We start from the raw sequence: 14,986 nt of genomic DNA on the forward strand, positions 1-14,986 counted from the left end.
TGTGTCTTCCACAGCGTACTCTCGGGTGTCTTGGGTTTTCGTTTCACCATTGCGTCCCTCGTAATCCAGGGGGAAGCTTTCCCTCAGTGCAGCACCGATCAGCACATCCCCTTTGATGCCGTCTTTGACAGCCTTGACGAACGCAACTCGATATTTTCTGGGAATTTCTTTGATGACATCGGACAGGTAAACCACAGGTTCAGACATGTTGCACCTCTACCGACAGGATATTCCGATGTGGCATTCCGATTCAAGCTTTCACTTCAAGTCATCGATTTTGGCCTAAAGGAAAACCCTTGAAGCAGAAATCTGGGATTCTGCTGCTACACTGGCATCAGGTGAGACCATGAAAAAAAGCATTTTGGCGGCGTTGACCCTATTCCTGTTTTCCACCACTGTCCTGGCACAATCCACACCAGAAACCTCCACAGAAACCACATCAGTCACACTCAGCGATTCTACCAGTGACACACCATCAATTACAGCACTCGATGAGCCAGTGAATCTTTTTCTCCACAGGGTCCTGCTGAGTGATGTTGTTTCATCCATCTCGAAAAAATCTGGTGTGCTGGCCTCTCCACCAAAATCTGATTTTTGCATTATGCAGCACGAGAGACAGCAAACCATTTTGCCCGACATTCCAGCTTACGAAATTTCCAGCGGAACAGAAACAAAAAAGCTCGTTCTGGACACCCTGGCTGAATTTTACAACCTGGGAAAGATTCATACCAGTCACTACATTCGGATGGACCCCAAGGCCTGGAGAGATGACCTGTTCAACAAGGACATCAGCTACCTCACCGCAACATTCATTTTTGGGGATGCCTCCAGTCGCATGGATGGGGTGGGTTCCTACTACCGGGTGTCCAATGTCAGTGAGTATGCCCTGTCTTTCACTCGACAAAAAGATGTTTTGTGCATCACCACCAAAAAATTGTGAAGCACCCGTTTCAGCAGGTGCTTCACAATGAGTTGCGGATCAACCGCAAATAGAAGGAATCGAAAGCAAAATCAAGAAAGAGGATGCGAGCATCAACCACAGTTTGGCTGTGGGTGCAACTTCGGCTTTACTGACGTGCTGACGTTCTGTTTTATGGTTCAGAGCACTGATCATAATAACCTCCTTACACCACAATTATACCAGAACAAAACTGCAAAATAACCAGCAGAACATTAGAAGCAGCTCAATTCAAAATCACAGGACTTATCAATTAAACACAGGTGGTAAGAAATGATGCTTTCCCTGATCCTCACGGTCCTGTGTGCTCCAGGGCGAACCTGTAGGCCCGGTGAATGAACATCACCGAGTAAGGTTTGCCGTCTGCCCTGGTGTTGCCCTCTTCGGTGAGTCGCTGCTGGATCTGCTTGAACGTCATGCCACTGTCCCTGAGGAAACGCACGTATCCCGCAATCTTCTTTTTGCGCATCGAGGCTTCATCCCGTCTGGCTGCAGCACCCTTCAACTGGGCTTCGTGTGTCAGGTTCTCCGGCTTCCCCAACCTGGTGCCTTTCGCCCTGGCCGTTGCGAGTGCATCTCGGGTCCGGGTGCTGATCAGCTTGGCTTCCTTCTCTGCCACAGCAGCCAGAATGTGAATGGTCAAATTGTCCACTTCCGGCATGTCCACTGCCACAAACCGAACTTTGCTTTCCAGCAGCTCGGCAATGAACCTCACGTTCCTGGCCAGTCGGTCCAGTTTCGCAATGAGCAGCACCGCACCTTCTTGCTGGGCTTTCTTGAGTGCGGCCTGCAGCTGTGGCCTGTGCCGCTTCCCGGTTCCGGTTTCCACTTCCTCAAAATCCTGGATCACCTGCAGCTGGTGCACCCTGGCATACGATTCCACACTGGACCGCTGGGCCTCCATCCCCAGGTAAATGCCAGATTCCTTTTTGCGGCTGATTCGGTAGTAGGCAATGGCTTTCATGGTGGGTCCTTTTGTACTGGCAATTTTTCAGAGGCTGAGCAGCTTGTGTTCTGGCCTGTGCTTCAAAAGTTCGGAACGGACATGACCCGCACAAGCACAAAGGGGAACATTGCCAGAACGAAAATCAAGATCAACAGCACCACCTGAACATTCCTCCTGGCTTTCATGGCTTGCAGGTTTCGCTGATGGCGTGCTTCACCCTCGGGATCTCTGGGCATTTTCTGGCCGGATTCGGTTTCAAGCATCGGATCTCTCCTCATACCAATCCTACAACGCACGTTTAAGGATTGGTATGAGGGATAGGACTGGCCCCGTTTTTGCTGGGTGCTTGATACGTATCAACCAGTCAGCTTAATCAGCCTCTTCTGGGATCTGATACCCTGAAAAGGTGGATACACAAGAATCTGTTTCCATCATCACGCGTGAGTCTCTGAACGACTGGCTTGCCAATAATCTTGAATGGCTTGCCATCGAGGCATTCCGGATTTTTGACGGGGATTCACCTTTACGGCAACTGGCTCGTATTGAAAGACGGCGCAGCAAGCTGGAGCGCATTTCTGCAGGACTGCGTGGGGACTTCCCCAACCCTCTGGTTTGTGCTCCCATGGTCACCATCCGTGACCGCATCCGTGCAGTTCTCGCTTTGATGTCCCCTGGGCGTCACCGGCTCTTGCTGAAGAAAATCCAGCAGGTTCAGGAACCCGTTTCGCAGGTGAACACCTCGATTCGGTTCTGCATTTTCACGTCCGCTCCTTAAAACCCACCTGCACAAGCTGAACCCGCAGCACGAGTTGACTGCTGGGCGTTTTTCTTTTGGCGTTTGGAAGCCTCTTCCGTGCGCAGGGTTGTGCTGTGCCGTGGTGTTTAGGAGCCGCAAAATGAACAAATTCGATGTACCTGAGCTGGATGTTGTCGTTTTCACCTGTGAGCCTGCAGGAGTCGGTTACCCTGCTCCCCTTTGCCCTTCTTGCAATGAACCCTTGCTGGTTCCCGGACAACACCAGGTCGAAGAGGTGCAGTGCATCTGTTGCCTGGCCGAAGACCTGTGACCTGATCGGCACTGGCCACAGCTGCAGCCCTTATACTGAAAGCACGACAGCAGGACATCTCATGCATACCTCCCACCAAAAGTGGGGGTATTTTTTGGGTTTCCACTCTCCTGCACAACAGATCACCCCAAAAACCTGGGGTGGTATCATGGCAACCATGATCAAATGGATTTTTGCCTTTACCTTATTGTGCAGCCCCGCTTTTGCCCAGAGTTCCAATGTGGGTGCTGCTCCTTCTGCAGAACTGAACGATGAAATGATCCAGAAGTACCTGGATGGCCTGCAGAAAGAGACATTGAAAGACTTTGCCCTGACCCTGGAGCCCAGTGACTGGTGTGCCTACATCCAGCAAAAGGATTTCGACTTGAACCTTGGAAGGCCTCACCACAAACAAATGCTGCAGTACACTTCTGCCCTGAGCGCCAACGAACTGGTAGAGCAGCTGTCCAGCAAAACGGCTTACCGGAAATTCAGCTCCGAGGCCAAACTGATCCGCCCGGTGATCAATGGTGAAGAGAAAGCAGTTGCAGAGATCTACAAGCGCTCCATCACCCCCCTCTTCTACCTGGACGCCAACGGACGGGTGGATGTGTCGAAAGTGGCTGTGGTGGCTTACCTGATGGACAAGAAGGACGACTACACCCGGCCCAAAGACCAGGCCCGCACCACACTTTGTTTCATTGTGTCGCCCCTCTGATCCACCTGGACCCGGATATGCTTGACGCATCATGCATACCCCCGTATGATGTGAGCATCAATCGGCCAAGTGCCGATTTTTTTATTGTCCTATTCGGGTCCGTGCTCATCCTTGCAACCGCCCAGATAAAGAACAGCACGACAAACTTCCCTGGGTTCACGCTGGCTTATATTTGTGAAATAAATATCGCTAAAGGTCAGCGCCTGGAGTGTCTTTCTCCAGGCGCGTGCCTCACCCTCAGTGCTGCCAGTGGGCTGCACATCGGCCTTGACCTCACTTCAAAATCCGCAAAACAAAAAGGAAAGGGGCCCGCTGTTCGGCACTGAAAATTACTGCATGTCCGGCCATCAGCTGGTAAGCTGCCTTCATGCGTGTGGAAGCGTTTGGAATGCCTCTGAGGGTGATGTTTCATGACCTGAGGGACTACCTGGAGGTGGTCACAGACTTCGCCAGTGCTTCTGCCCTGGTGGATGCCCATGACATTGCAGAACCGATCAGGATTGGGGACCACACCTGCACCATTGAGTACCTGCAGGTGCTGGGGGTGTATCCGTCCACGGACCTGCACCTGCTCCGCCTGCTTCTTGAACCCACTGGAGATTGAGCCCGTGGCCTGCAGAAACCCGGATGGATAAAAGCCGATTGTTATCGACGCAAGCTCAGTGAGATTCCAGGGCTTCAGGAGGTATCAAACCCTCTGGAGAGAAATGGAGGGGCCTTCCTGAGCCTCTCAGTGAGCAGACTGATTCACCGTTCAAGATGTGCTTCTTCCCTGCCCCACTGCAGGTGTAGCAGGCATCTGATCTGTCTGACTTTCTGACCTTGTCAGAAGGGAGAACCCAGAAAGGGCATTTCATCTGTCTCCCTGGTCTCACTTTGGATGAGTTTCAGCTTCCCAGGCTGACTGTCTCCTCCACTTGCAGAGCACACGATTCATGCGTCACTATCTGTCGCGGTGTCATGGGAAAATGTTCGCAGAGCACTCAGGGATTCTCCCTACACACCAGACACAGGAACCTCCGAACACATCCCTTAAAATGGATCAAATCACACGATCACGTCAGGAGTTACATCAAGATGCCACCACGCAAAAAACAACAGACCAGCACAACAGACCTTGATTTCCGCGCCGTCCTCTGGCAGTCTGCAGACAAACTCAGGAACAACATGGACGCCGCCGAATACAAGCATGTGGTTCTGGGGCTGATCTTCCTGAAATACGTGTCAGATGCCTTTGAAGAACACCACAACCTGCTTGTCGAGAAGCAAAGCGAAGGATACGACCCCGAAGACCGCGACGAGTACACCTCCGAGGGTGTGTTCTGGGTTCCTGCAGAGGCCCGCTGGAGCCACTTGCAAGCCAACGCCAAAAACCCCAACATCGGGACCATCATTGATGACGCAATGGATCTGATCGAGAAGGAAAACGCACGCCTCAAAGGGGTTCTGCCCAAGATCTTTGCCAGACCAGACCTCGACAAAACCCGCCTGGGTGAACTGGTGGACCTGATCGGGACCATCGGACTGGGAGACAAAGAATCCCGCAAACAAGACATTCTGGGGCGGGTGTACGAATACTTCCTCAGCAAATTTGCCAGTGCAGAAGGAAGACTGGGAGGGGAATTCTTCACCCCTCAACCCATCGTGCGCCTGCTGGTGAACATGCTCGCTCCTTACAGAGGCCGCGTGTACGACCCTGCCTGCGGATCAGGGGGAATGTTCGTGCAGTCGGAGAAGTTCGTGGAAGAGCACGGAGGAAGGCTCGGGGACATCTCGGTGTACGGACAGGAGAGCAATCCCACCACCTGGAGGCTGGCCCAGATGAATCTTGCCATCCGGGGCATCGAAGGGAACCTCGGGCAGAGGGCCGCAGACACCTTCCACAGCGACCTCCACCCAGACCTGAAAGCCGACTACATCCTTGCTAACCCCCCCTTCAACATCAGCGACTGGGGGGGAGAAAAACTGAAAGACGACGTGCGCTGGAAGTACGGCACTCCCCCAGCCGGGAACGCCAACTACGCATGGATTCAACACATGATCCACCACCTCGCCCCCACAGGAACCGCAGGTTTCGTGCTGGCCAACGGCAGCATGAGCAGCAACCAGAGCGGAGAAGGCGACATCCGCAAGAATCTGATTGAAGCGGACCTGGTGGAGTGCATTGTGGCCCTTCCCGGACAGCTGTTCTTCACCACGCAGATTCCGGTGTGCCTGTGGTTCGTGACCCGAAACAAGAAACGCAAAGGGGAAACCCTGTTCATTGACGCCCGGAAGCTTGGGGAGATGGAAACCCGAGTGCTCCGCGTCCTGACCGATGGGGACATCAAGCGGATCAGTGACACGTACCACGCCTGGAAAGGGATCACCCCACACGGGGAAACTGCTCCAGAGCCGTATCAGGATGTGCCGGGATTCTGCAAGAGTGCAAACCTGACAGAGATTCAGGGGCATGGGTACGTGCTGACGCCCGGACGGTATGTGGGCGCAGAAGAAGTGGAAGACGATGATGAACCCTTCGAGGACAAAATGCGCCACCTGACCGCGCAACTGAAAGCCCAGTTTGAGGAAAGCGCACAACTGGAGCAGGTCATTAGAGAGAACTTAAAGGGGCTCGGGTATGGGTTCTGAGTGGAAAGAGTATCTTTTAGAAGAAATTTGTGATGAATTAACCGTTGGATATGTAGGTTCAATGGCAAGCGAGTATATTAGCAATGGAGTCACTTTCCTAAGATCGCAGAATGTCATACCATTCAACTTAGATTACAGTGATGTGAAATATATTTCTGCAGAGTTTAACAGCAAAATCAAAAAATCACAACTTAACCCGGGAGATGTTGTAATTGTACGAACCGGAAAACCAGGAGCATGTGCTGTTATACCAGACAACGCGCCTCCCATGAATTGTTCTGATTTGGTTATAATTCGCACAGGCAAAGAGCTTTTACCCGACTATTTGATGTACTATATCAATACCATAGCCTCACATCACATCAATGCTCATCTTGTTGGAGCAGTTCAACAACATTTTAACGTAGGCTCAGCAAAGAAAATAAAAATACCATTACCTCCTTTGCAGGAGCAGTCTAAAATCGTTAGCATACTTAAAACAATTGACGACAAAATACGTCTGAACACCCAGATGAACCATACCCTTGAAGCCATGGCCCGAGCCCTCTTCAAATCCTGGTTCGTGGACTTCGATCCCGTCAAAGCCAACGCCGAAGGCCGCAGGATGGAAGGCATCCTGCCAGAGGTTCAGGCCCTGTTTCCCAGTGAATTTGAGGACTCACCGCTCGGACTAGTGCCTCTGGGTTGGGAGATCTCAACCCTTGCTTCTCTAGGTAAGATCTCCAAGGAGGGAATGAAGCCTGAGAATTTCCAAGACCAAATGGTCCACCACTACAGCATTCCAGCATTTGACTCACAGAAAATGCCAGTTCTAGAGAATGGCTCTGGAATCAAAAGCAATAAATTCCTAGTAAAAGAAAACTCAATTCTGGTATCAAAATTAAATCCCGAGACTCCAAGAGTTTGGCTCACCAAAATAAACTATCAGCATATTTCCCTGGCATCCACAGAATTCATAGTTTTACTTTCAGATCATTCAGATCAAAGAATGTTTTTATATCAGTATCTGTGCTCAGACATTTTTACCCAAAGTTTTGCTTCAAAGGTCACTGGCACATCAAAGAGTCATCAACGAGCAAATCCCAATGATTTATTGGCTACAGAATTCATCAAGCCAAGTCCAGAGATAGTAAGTGCATTCGCCACTGCTGTGTCTTCCATCCATGAGAAGGTCCAAATCAATCGCATAGAGATTGAGGTTCTAGCCAAAACCAGAGACAGCCTGCTGCCCAAGCTTCTCTCTGGAGAACTGGATGTGTCCCAGTTGTCTAATCTCGTTTCCACAGATTGATCCCAGGTCCACACCTCTTTTGCGCCCAGAAAGGAATGTTTGCTCATGACTTTGGCCACCCTTGGAAGACTGAAGAAAGTAGAACTCAGAACCGTCTGGGAAAGAGAAGACACAGGTTTTACCATGTGGCTTTCCAGACCGGAGAACCTGGAACTGCTCAGCCAGACACTGGATCTGGACTTGCAGTATGAAGCGCATGAGCAGAATGTCGGGCCTTACCGTGCAGACATCGTGTGCACAGATGACGATGGAAACAAGGTCCTGATTGAGAACCAGTTGGAAGTCACGGACCACACCCATTTGGGGCAGCTTTTGACTTATGCAGGGACCCTGAACACCGTCACCATCATCTGGATTGCTGCGCGTTTCACGGATGAGCACAGGGCCGCTCTGGACTGGCTGAACAACAACACGGGGCCGAACATCAACTTCTTTGGTCTGGAAATTGAGGTGTGGCAAATCGGGAATTCTGCCCCTGCGCCAAAGTTCAATGTGGTGTCTCAGCCGAACAATTGGACCAAGCGCATGGTGGGTTCTCGGGGAAGCGAGATCACCGCCACCAAGCAGCTTCAGTTTGATTACTGGACGGCCATGAGGGAACATTTCTTGCAGCAGAATGCTGTTTTGCGTCCCCAGAAGCCCTTGCCTCAGCACTGGATGAATTTCGCTGCTGGGCGCTCCCACTTCCATTACTTCGCTTACGCCAACATTCGGGACAAGTGCATTGGTCTGGGTCTGGTGATCAGTGGCCCGGACCGCTGGGCGCACTACTATCAATTGCTCAGCCAGAAAGAAGCCATCGAGGCAGAAGCACAAATGCAGTTTGAGTGGCGTGCTCTGGAAACCAAGAAGGAAAGTCAGGTTCTGCTGGAACACCCTTCTTTCAATCCAGCGGACCAGGGCAGCTGGGCTGCGCAGCATCAATGGCTGATGGGCACTGCGGCTTTGTTCCAGCGCATTTTTTCTGAGCGCATCCGTCAGCTGAGGGCCGCAGACTGGGCCGGGAATGCCAGTGAAGTGCTGAGTGAAGCCCCAGCGGAAGTTTGAATTCAAAGGAGACTGACATGTCCATCAATGAATCCATCGTTGAACTTGCAGCCATCGAGTGGTTTGAAGCCCTCGGGTACACCTTCGTGCCTGGAGAGACCATCAGCCCGGACAGCGCACACCCTGAGCGTCCCAGTTACGGCACGGTCATTCTGGAGGGGCGTGTGAAGGCTGCCCTGCAGCGCCTCAATCCGCAGCTTCCAGACATCACTTTGACCGAGGCGTACAACAAGCTGGTTCGTGCCCAGTCGCAGGACACCGTCACCAACAACCGGGAGTTTCACCGACATCTGATCGAGGGGATTCCGGTCACGTACCGGGATGATGCAGGCCAGACCAGAGGGGCACAGGCACAAATTGTGGACTGGGAGAACATTGAGGATGCGGACCTGCTGGTGGTGAACCAGTTCACGGTGATTGAGAAGAAACACAACCGCAGGCCAGATCTGGTGGTGTTCCTCAATGGTCTGCCCATCTCGGTGATTGAACTCAAGAACGCCGTGAACGAGGACACCACCATTGATGAGGCGTACAACCAACTGCAAACCTACAAGAAGGACATCCCCTCGCTCTTTCACTTCAATGAGCTGCTGATCATCTCGGACGGTCTGGATGCCCGGGTGGGCAGCCTCACAGCGGACCGGGAACGTTTCATGCCCTGGCGGACCATTGCAGGGGAAGACCTGGCCCCCAAGAGCCTTCCCAGACTCCAGGTGGTGATCGAGGGACTGTTCCACAGGGAGCGCCTGCTGGACTTCCTGAGGTACTTCATTGTCTTTGAGGATGAGGCTGCTCAGGTGAATGGCGTGCAGGTCATCAGGACCGTGAAGAAGCTGGCCGGGTACCACCAGTTCCACGCGGTCCGCACGGCAGTACAGAGTGTGGTGAATGCCAGCCAGAACGATGGTCGCGGTGGGGTGGTGTGGCACACGCAAGGCTCCGGGAAAAGCCTCACCATGGTCTTCTTTGCCGGGAAGGTCATTCAACACCCGGCTTTGCAGAACCCTACACTGGTGGTCCTCACAGACCGCAATGACCTGGACGATCAGCTGTATGGAACCTTCGCACGCTGTCAGGACAACATCCGCCAGAGCCCCCAGAAGGCCGAGAACCGCGCACAACTGAGGAGCCTTCTGTCGGTGGCTTCGGGAGGGGTGGTCTTCACCACCATCCAGAAGTTCTCACCTGAGAACAAGGGGGATGAGTACCCCCTGCTGACCGACCGCCGAAACATCATCGTGATGGCCGACGAGGCCCACCGCAGCCAGTACGGCTTTGAGGGCCGGGTGTCCACCACAGACACTGAAGCCGTGATCGAGTACGGTTACGCCAAACACATGCGGGATGGCATTCCCAATGCGACTTTCCTGGGCTTCACGGGAACCCCCGTGGACGCCAATGACCGCAGCACAAGGGCCGTGTTCGGGGATTACATCAGCATTTACGACATCGAGCGGGCCGTGGACGATGGGGCCACTGTGCCCATCTACTACGAAAGCCGCCTGGCCAAACTTCACCTGGAAGACACCGTGGTGGATCAGGTGGATGAGGAAGTGGAAACCATCACCGGGGACATCGACGACCAGCAAGCCCTGAAGGCCAAGCGCAAGTGGGCTCAACTGGAAGCCATGGCAGGCACACCCGAGCGTTTGCGTCTGGTGGCCCTGGATCTGGTGAACCACTACGAGGAGCGCTGCCAGACCCTCACAGGCAAGGCCATGATCGTGTGCATGTCCCGCAGGATCGCCGTGGACCTCTACAACGAGATCATCAAGCTGCGCCCCGAGTGGGACAGTGAAGACGACGAGCAGGGCATGCTCAAGGTGATCATGACGGGCTCTGCCGCTGACCCCGAGGCTTTCCGTCCGCACGTCAGGAACAAGCAGCGCAAAGAGCGTCTGGCCAACCGCTTCAGGGACGCCAAAGACCCCCTGAAACTGGTGATTGTGCGTGACATGTGGCTCACAGGCTTTGATGTGCCTTCCCTCCACACCATGTACATCGACAAACCCATGCGCGGTTACGGACTGATGCAGGCCATCGCCCGGGTGAACCGGGTGTTCAAGGACAAACCCGGTGGCCTGATCGTGGATTACATCGGCATTGCCACCCAGCTTCGGGAAGCCATGATCGAATACACCCAGTCTGGAGGCAAAGGAAACACCAGCGACGATCTCTCCGAAGCCGTGGAAGCCCTCAAGAAGTACCTGGAGATCTGCCAGGATTACTTCTTCGGTTTCGATTACAGCAAGTTTGTGGATGGGAAGCCCTCAGAGCGCCTCACGGTGCTCCCTGCTGCTCAGGAATTCCTGCTGGAGAAAGACCGCCTCGCCACCGAAGAAGAGGCCAGACACAACCCGGAACTCAAGAAATTCCGCAGTCCCAGAAAACGCTTCATTGATGCCGTGGTGGGCCTCAGCCGGGCCTTTGCCCTGTGCGGCACAGACGAGTACGCCAGGAGTGTGGTGGTGGAAGTGGCCTTCTTCCAGGCCATCAAGGTGGCCCTACAGAAACAACTGGACGCTGAGCGGGAAGACCAGGGCAAGAAAACCACCACAGAAGTGGACCACGCCATTCAGCAGCTGGTTTCCAAGGCCATCATCGCGGATGAAGTGATTGATGTCTTCAAAGCTGCAGGCCTCAAAAAACCCAACATTGGGGTCCTCAGCGATGAATTCCTGGATGAGATCAAAGGGATGCCTTACAAGAACCTCGCCATCGAAACCCTGCGCAAACTCCTGGAAGGGGAAATCCGCAGCCGCTCCAGAACCAACGTCGTGCAGTCCCGGCAGTTCTCGGAGATGCTCAAGAACGCCCTCAGCAGTTACCACAACCGGGGCCTGCAAACCGCAGAGATCCTGCAAGAACTCCTCGACATGGCAAAAGAGTTCCGCGAGTCCGTGAACCGTGGAGAACAACTTGGCCTTACTGAGGATGAACTGGCCTTCTATGACGCTCTGGGCGTAAATGACAGCGCAGTGAAGATCATGGGGGATGGGCAGCTCAAAGAAATTGCGCAGGACATCGTAAAGCAGATCCGCCAGAACATCACCATCGACTGGACGGTCAAGGAGATGGTCCGGGCCCGAATGCGAACTCTGGTCAGGCGTACCCTCAGGAAGTACGGATACCCACCAGACAAGCAGGATGGGGCCATCACTGCGATTCTGGAGCAAGCAGAGCGGGTTGCTGCCCAGTGGGTTTGAAGGAGCCCTTGTGCTGGCCTGTGTGGCTCACAGCCTGGATCACCGCTGTGGTTTGGGTGGCCTGCAGGGTTCCTGTCTTCTGCCGCCTCACACCTCTGAATCCGTCTACCTGTGCGGGTTCCATCGTGACTCCACTGTCTTATCCCTGTCACATCCTGTCGCCTGCGGGTGTGATCCTGGTTTCAGGAGAAAGAGCATGAACCAAGAACCGTGGATCATCACCGAAATCATTGATGGTCCCAGAGCCCGCACGATTGAGAAAGCCGATGAAAGCTTGCTGGTGTACTGGGAGGTGGAATTTTACTGTGAGCGAGGCGGAAAGCGGGAGGCCACAGCAAGGTGGTCCTCAGATCCGGCCGCACTGAAGCGTTACGTGGTGGGGGCAGAACTGAAGGACCTGGATGAGGATGAAACTTACGGGCTGGATTCTGGTGTTTGACCCCCAGGAGAACCCTGATCGTCCTGTGGGCATCATGCTGAGGGCTGCACAGCAGCCTTACTGTGTGGTTTCAAACATCGTACTTGGCGCACACCAGTTCAAAGGCTTCCCGGTAGAGTTCCTGCAATGTTTTGCGGCTTTTGATCTTGGCAAGGGCAAGCCGGTCATGCAGGGCCTGGGGGATGTCTTTGGCGTAGATGGCTTTCATGTCTTCGGTGCTGGTTTCGGCGGTGGCCTGGGTGCTGCTTTTTCTTCTGGGCATACATCCTCCTGAATCCTGTCCAGGGCAGGACTTTTCACACTCATTGTATAATTATATTAATATATATTTATATAGAATGCAAGGCCTCTGAAAGTTTGCTACAATTTCCGGTAATCCTTGACTGGATTCAGACGACGCAGCGTGTCCGCAACTTGCTGCCCGTCCGGGAAAGCCCTCCATCTGGGGGGTTTTCTTTTGCCTTGATGCGAACTTTCCCACTTCCCTGAACCAAAACCTGCGGCCCCGCACGGGGCCGCAGGTCGAATTTTTCAGGCATAACTGGTGGTTTGCTTTGGCTGGCCGTCCCACTTCCGGCAACTGCCGTGTTCCACCACCAGACGCACTTCGCCGTTCCACAGGTAGGGCTTTTTCACCCGTGCCTCTCCGGTGAAGTGGTTCAGCAGGGGCAAGACTTCTGCGGTCATGCTGCCGTGTTTGACTTCCTGCTGGTCAATGGGCCGCACCCACACCCGGCGGCGGGTGACTTTGACCACCTGAACAAAATCCACGTTCGTCTGGTCGTACCCCCAGCGCTGCATGAAAATGTCGTTCTCCTGGATCTGGGCGTGGGCGTCGGCTAGGGTCTGGTATTTCATGGTTTCTGCTCCTTGACTGGATTTGCAGGGGGTCCGCTCCCCTGCACAAGAATATATTAATATATATTTATATACTTGTCAAGAGAAAATCCATCCCACAGAAGAAAACCCCGCATTTCTGCGGGGTCAAATCTCAGAAAGGAAGGTCATCTAAAGGCCACTCCTCACCCGGCATCATGGGTCTGTGTCCTGACTTGTAAATCACATTGTCCTCCTTGTGGGGGTGGTACACCGATTCAAGCTGACCCTCAGAGATCAGCCGTTGCAGTTCGGCATGGGCAGTGTCCACCGACACGGTGCAGTCCTCGGCCACAGTCTCCACCAGCAGTTTCTCAGTCATGTTGGGTCCGTACAGGTCAAGGGTGTCCAGAAAAGAAGCTGTGGGGTTGGGGGTTTCATTGATGTTGTCCATGTCTGCTCCTGGCTGCGGCCTGGGCCGCCTGATTTCATTTGCATCACCGGATCTGAAAGGGGTAGGCCCCTTGCGGGGCCTCTGCCTCACTCCTCGGTGTCTTCGACTCGGGTCAGTTTGCCGTCTGCGCTCACACGCTCGGTGATCCACATGAATTTCTTGCTGGGGTGGTTGTCGAGTTTCAGCTTGTAAACGATGGTGCCCTGAATGGTGGTCTGCACTGGGCCTTCTTCGGCTTCCAGATCGTTCTGGTAGAAGCGCACCACACGGGCCACAGTCTGCACTGCGTCCTGGGGGTCATTCAGGCTGCTGGTGTACAGGCGCTCATTCTCCACTGCTCCGGTTTCAGCGTTGCAACGCTCGGCGTTCACAAAGCACTGGAAGCGCTTGCCATCGAGGGCGAAGGGGATGATGTGTCCGAAAGTTTCAGGGTTTTGCATGTTCTGTCTCCTTGACTGAGATTTCAGGCGGGGTCCGCATCCCGTCTGTAAGAATATATTAATATATATTTATATATTTGTCAAGCCTGTAACGGTGTTCCACAAAAGAAAAACCCCGCATTTCTGCGGGGCAAAAAGGGCTTAAAATTCACTGTGAGGTCTTCAGCACCGTCAACACCAGACCTGCAAGGGCCAGCAACAGCAGGCTCATGTCCTCCCAATTGACGGTCTTGAGAAACCGCACCAGTGGGGTGAGCCGTACCGTGTGCATGGTCTCATGGAACCAGACGTAATACTCAAGCTCCTCCTGGTCATGCATCACCACATCCCCGGCCCTCAGGGGCACTTCGATTTCAAGGTGAATGCCCCTGTAAAGCAGTTCCAGTTCTTCACGGGAAAAGGTGTAAGGCTGGAAGGACTGGGCCACCATGTAAATCTCATTCACCCACTGGCACTCAAAGTGGTTGTACATGGTGTAGATGGGGGTCAGCACAATGATGCCATCGTCCAGTGAGGCAATGCAGGGAAACGCCTTGTCGTAGCGTCTGCTGGGCATGTCCTGAACGATGGTCCGGGGGGTGTGGGCTTGCTGAAGGTAAATCATGTCTGTCTCCTTGACTGAGGATTCAGGTGAGGTCCGCATCTCACCTGTAAGAATATATTAATATATATTTATATATTCGTCAAGGTTTTTGCTGTCCACAAAAGGAAAAACCCCTGCTTTTGCAGGGGCCATCAAAGGGCTTCACTTGCTGTTGAGCATCACCACAAAAAGCAGGAACACGGCCCACCACACATCTCCAAGTGTGTACTGCCATACGTGGGTGAATGTCACTGGCTGGCTGGTGAGCAGCATCAAAGACAGGTGAACCAATCCAGCAAACAAACTGAGGCAGATGGACAGCAGCAGCAGGATCACACAGGCTTTCTGGAGGGTGTTGAGCTTCTGGTAACGGGCTTTGAGGGTGTTCATGTCCTGTTCTCCTTTCAGGGG

At 53.4% G+C, this 14,986-nt stretch carries 18 protein-coding genes; 9 read left to right on the forward strand and 9 right to left on the reverse strand.

Annotated elements, in window-relative coordinates; genetic code table 11:
- Positions 1-207, reverse strand: a 207-nt coding sequence (locus DC3_RS25765; protein WP_146890489.1) for a hypothetical protein, incomplete at its 3' end; no start/stop codon positions are given.
- Positions 208-346: 139 nt separating this feature from the next.
- On the opposite strand from DC3_RS25765, the gene DC3_RS25770 reads away from it, so the two are divergent.
- Positions 347-940, forward strand: a complete 594-nt coding sequence (locus tag DC3_RS25770) for a hypothetical protein (protein ID WP_146890493.1) — start codon at positions 347-349, stop codon at positions 938-940.
- Positions 941-1,250: 310 nt separating this feature from the next.
- On the opposite strand, the gene DC3_RS25775 is transcribed toward DC3_RS25770, so the two are convergent.
- On the reverse strand, positions 1,251-1,922 hold the full coding sequence (locus tag DC3_RS25775) for a recombinase family protein (protein ID WP_146890496.1): 672 nt from the start codon (positions 1,920-1,922) through the stop codon (positions 1,251-1,253).
- 62 nt (positions 1,923-1,984) lie between these two features.
- On the reverse strand, positions 1,985-2,167 hold the full coding sequence (locus tag DC3_RS25780) for a hypothetical protein (RefSeq protein WP_146890499.1): 183 nt from the start codon (positions 2,165-2,167) through the stop codon (positions 1,985-1,987).
- A 143-nt stretch (positions 2,168-2,310) separates the two neighbouring features.
- Here DC3_RS25780 and DC3_RS25785 point away from each other — a divergent pair, with 143 nt between their 5' ends.
- The 8 genes from DC3_RS25785 to DC3_RS25820 all read left to right on the forward strand — a co-directional run bounded on the left by DC3_RS25785 (position 2,311) and on the right by DC3_RS25820 (position 12,282).
- Positions 2,311-2,679, forward strand: a complete 369-nt coding sequence (locus tag DC3_RS25785) for a hypothetical protein (RefSeq protein WP_146890502.1) — start codon at positions 2,311-2,313, stop codon at positions 2,677-2,679.
- Positions 2,680-3,128: 449 nt separating this feature from the next.
- The gene (locus DC3_RS25790) at positions 3,129-3,668 is read left to right on the forward strand and encodes a hypothetical protein (protein ID WP_146890505.1); all 540 of its coding nucleotides are present in this window, start codon (positions 3,129-3,131) and stop codon (positions 3,666-3,668) included.
- A gap of 367 nt (positions 3,669-4,035) precedes the next feature.
- Positions 4,036-4,272 (forward strand): hypothetical protein, encoded by a 237-nt coding sequence (locus DC3_RS25795; RefSeq protein ID WP_146890508.1) that lies wholly within the window; start codon positions 4,036-4,038, stop codon positions 4,270-4,272.
- Between the two features lie 473 nt (positions 4,273-4,745).
- Entirely contained in the window at positions 4,746-6,299 is a 1,554-nt protein-coding gene (locus DC3_RS25800; RefSeq protein WP_146890512.1) for a class I SAM-dependent DNA methyltransferase, read from the forward strand.
- The gene (locus DC3_RS25805) at positions 6,289-7,590 is read left to right on the forward strand and encodes a restriction endonuclease subunit S (protein WP_146890515.1); all 1,302 of its coding nucleotides are present in this window, start codon (positions 6,289-6,291) and stop codon (positions 7,588-7,590) included. Before DC3_RS25800 ends, DC3_RS25805 begins: the two co-directional genes overlap by 11 nt.
- A 45-nt stretch (positions 7,591-7,635) precedes the next feature.
- Entirely contained in the window at positions 7,636-8,637 is a 1,002-nt protein-coding gene (locus DC3_RS25810) for a DUF4268 domain-containing protein (RefSeq protein ID WP_146890518.1), read from the forward strand.
- Between the two features lie 17 nt (positions 8,638-8,654).
- A complete protein-coding gene (locus tag DC3_RS25815; RefSeq protein ID WP_146890521.1) occupies positions 8,655-11,843 on the forward strand; it encodes a type I restriction endonuclease subunit R in 3,189 nt (1,062 codons plus the stop codon).
- A 196-nt stretch (positions 11,844-12,039) separates the two neighbouring features.
- Positions 12,040-12,282: a hypothetical protein gene (locus DC3_RS25820; RefSeq protein WP_146890524.1), complete on the forward strand. Its 243-nt coding sequence runs from the start codon at positions 12,040-12,042 to the stop codon at positions 12,280-12,282.
- Positions 12,283-12,352: 70 nt separating this feature from the next.
- Here DC3_RS25820 and DC3_RS25825 read toward each other — a convergent pair whose 3' ends face one another.
- From DC3_RS25825 to DC3_RS25850, 6 genes are all read right to left on the reverse strand, one after another.
- Entirely contained in the window at positions 12,353-12,544 is a 192-nt protein-coding gene (locus tag DC3_RS25825; protein WP_146890528.1) for a hypothetical protein, read from the reverse strand.
- Between the two features lie 269 nt (positions 12,545-12,813).
- Positions 12,814-13,140 (reverse strand): hypothetical protein, encoded by a 327-nt coding sequence (locus DC3_RS25830; RefSeq protein WP_146890531.1) that lies wholly within the window; start codon positions 13,138-13,140, stop codon positions 12,814-12,816.
- A gap of 133 nt (positions 13,141-13,273) precedes the next feature.
- Positions 13,274-13,552: a hypothetical protein gene (locus tag DC3_RS25835; protein ID WP_146890534.1), complete on the reverse strand. Its 279-nt coding sequence runs from the start codon at positions 13,550-13,552 to the stop codon at positions 13,274-13,276.
- Positions 13,553-13,638: 86 nt separating this feature from the next.
- Positions 13,639-13,992, reverse strand: coding sequence for a hypothetical protein (locus DC3_RS25840; protein WP_146890537.1), 354 nt, complete (start codon positions 13,990-13,992; stop codon positions 13,639-13,641).
- A 148-nt stretch (positions 13,993-14,140) separates the two neighbouring features.
- Positions 14,141-14,596 carry a hypothetical protein gene (locus tag DC3_RS25845; protein WP_146890540.1) on the reverse strand — a complete coding sequence of 152 codons (456 nt, stop codon included), beginning with the start codon at positions 14,594-14,596 and terminating at the stop codon, positions 14,141-14,143.
- Between the two features lie 141 nt (positions 14,597-14,737).
- Positions 14,738-14,965: a hypothetical protein gene (locus tag DC3_RS25850; RefSeq protein ID WP_146890544.1), complete on the reverse strand. Its 228-nt coding sequence runs from the start codon at positions 14,963-14,965 to the stop codon at positions 14,738-14,740.
- Between the last annotated feature and the right edge of the window lie 21 nt (positions 14,966-14,986).

Source organism: Deinococcus cellulosilyticus NBRC 106333 = KACC 11606 (assembly GCF_007990775.1).
GTDB classification, from domain to species: Bacteria; Deinococcota; Deinococci; order Deinococcales; family Deinococcaceae; genus Deinococcus_C; species Deinococcus_C cellulosilyticus.

What these genes read in the sequence shown, in the direction of transcription:
- DC3_RS25770 (WP_146890493.1), top strand. Translation starts at nt 347, where the DNA reads ATGAAAAAAAGCATTTTGGCGGCGTTGACCCTATTCCTGTTTTCCACC.
- DC3_RS25775 (WP_146890496.1), bottom strand. Translation starts at nt 1,922, where the DNA reads ATGAAAGCCATTGCCTACTACCGAATCAGCCGCAAAAAGGAATCTGGC.
- DC3_RS25780 (WP_146890499.1), bottom strand. Translation starts at nt 2,167, where the DNA reads ATGCTTGAAACCGAATCCGGCCAGAAAATGCCCAGAGATCCCGAGGGT.
- DC3_RS25790 (WP_146890505.1), top strand. Translation starts at nt 3,129, where the DNA reads ATGATCAAATGGATTTTTGCCTTTACCTTATTGTGCAGCCCCGCTTTT.
- DC3_RS25795 (WP_146890508.1), top strand. Translation starts at nt 4,036, where the DNA reads ATGCGTGTGGAAGCGTTTGGAATGCCTCTGAGGGTGATGTTTCATGAC.
- DC3_RS25800 (WP_146890512.1), top strand. Translation starts at nt 4,746, where the DNA reads ATGCCACCACGCAAAAAACAACAGACCAGCACAACAGACCTTGATTTC.
- DC3_RS25805 (WP_146890515.1), top strand. Translation starts at nt 6,289, where the DNA reads ATGGGTTCTGAGTGGAAAGAGTATCTTTTAGAAGAAATTTGTGATGAA.
- DC3_RS25810 (WP_146890518.1), top strand. Translation starts at nt 7,636, where the DNA reads ATGACTTTGGCCACCCTTGGAAGACTGAAGAAAGTAGAACTCAGAACC.
- DC3_RS25815 (WP_146890521.1), top strand. Translation starts at nt 8,655, where the DNA reads ATGTCCATCAATGAATCCATCGTTGAACTTGCAGCCATCGAGTGGTTT.
- DC3_RS25820 (WP_146890524.1), top strand. Translation starts at nt 12,040, where the DNA reads ATGAACCAAGAACCGTGGATCATCACCGAAATCATTGATGGTCCCAGA.
- DC3_RS25825 (WP_146890528.1), bottom strand. Translation starts at nt 12,544, where the DNA reads ATGCCCAGAAGAAAAAGCAGCACCCAGGCCACCGCCGAAACCAGCACC.
- DC3_RS25830 (WP_146890531.1), bottom strand. Translation starts at nt 13,140, where the DNA reads ATGAAATACCAGACCCTAGCCGACGCCCACGCCCAGATCCAGGAGAAC.
- DC3_RS25835 (WP_146890534.1), bottom strand. Translation starts at nt 13,552, where the DNA reads ATGGACAACATCAATGAAACCCCCAACCCCACAGCTTCTTTTCTGGAC.
- DC3_RS25840 (WP_146890537.1), bottom strand. Translation starts at nt 13,992, where the DNA reads ATGCAAAACCCTGAAACTTTCGGACACATCATCCCCTTCGCCCTCGAT.
- DC3_RS25845 (WP_146890540.1), bottom strand. Translation starts at nt 14,596, where the DNA reads ATGATTTACCTTCAGCAAGCCCACACCCCCCGGACCATCGTTCAGGAC.
- DC3_RS25850 (WP_146890544.1), bottom strand. Translation starts at nt 14,965, where the DNA reads ATGAACACCCTCAAAGCCCGTTACCAGAAGCTCAACACCCTCCAGAAA.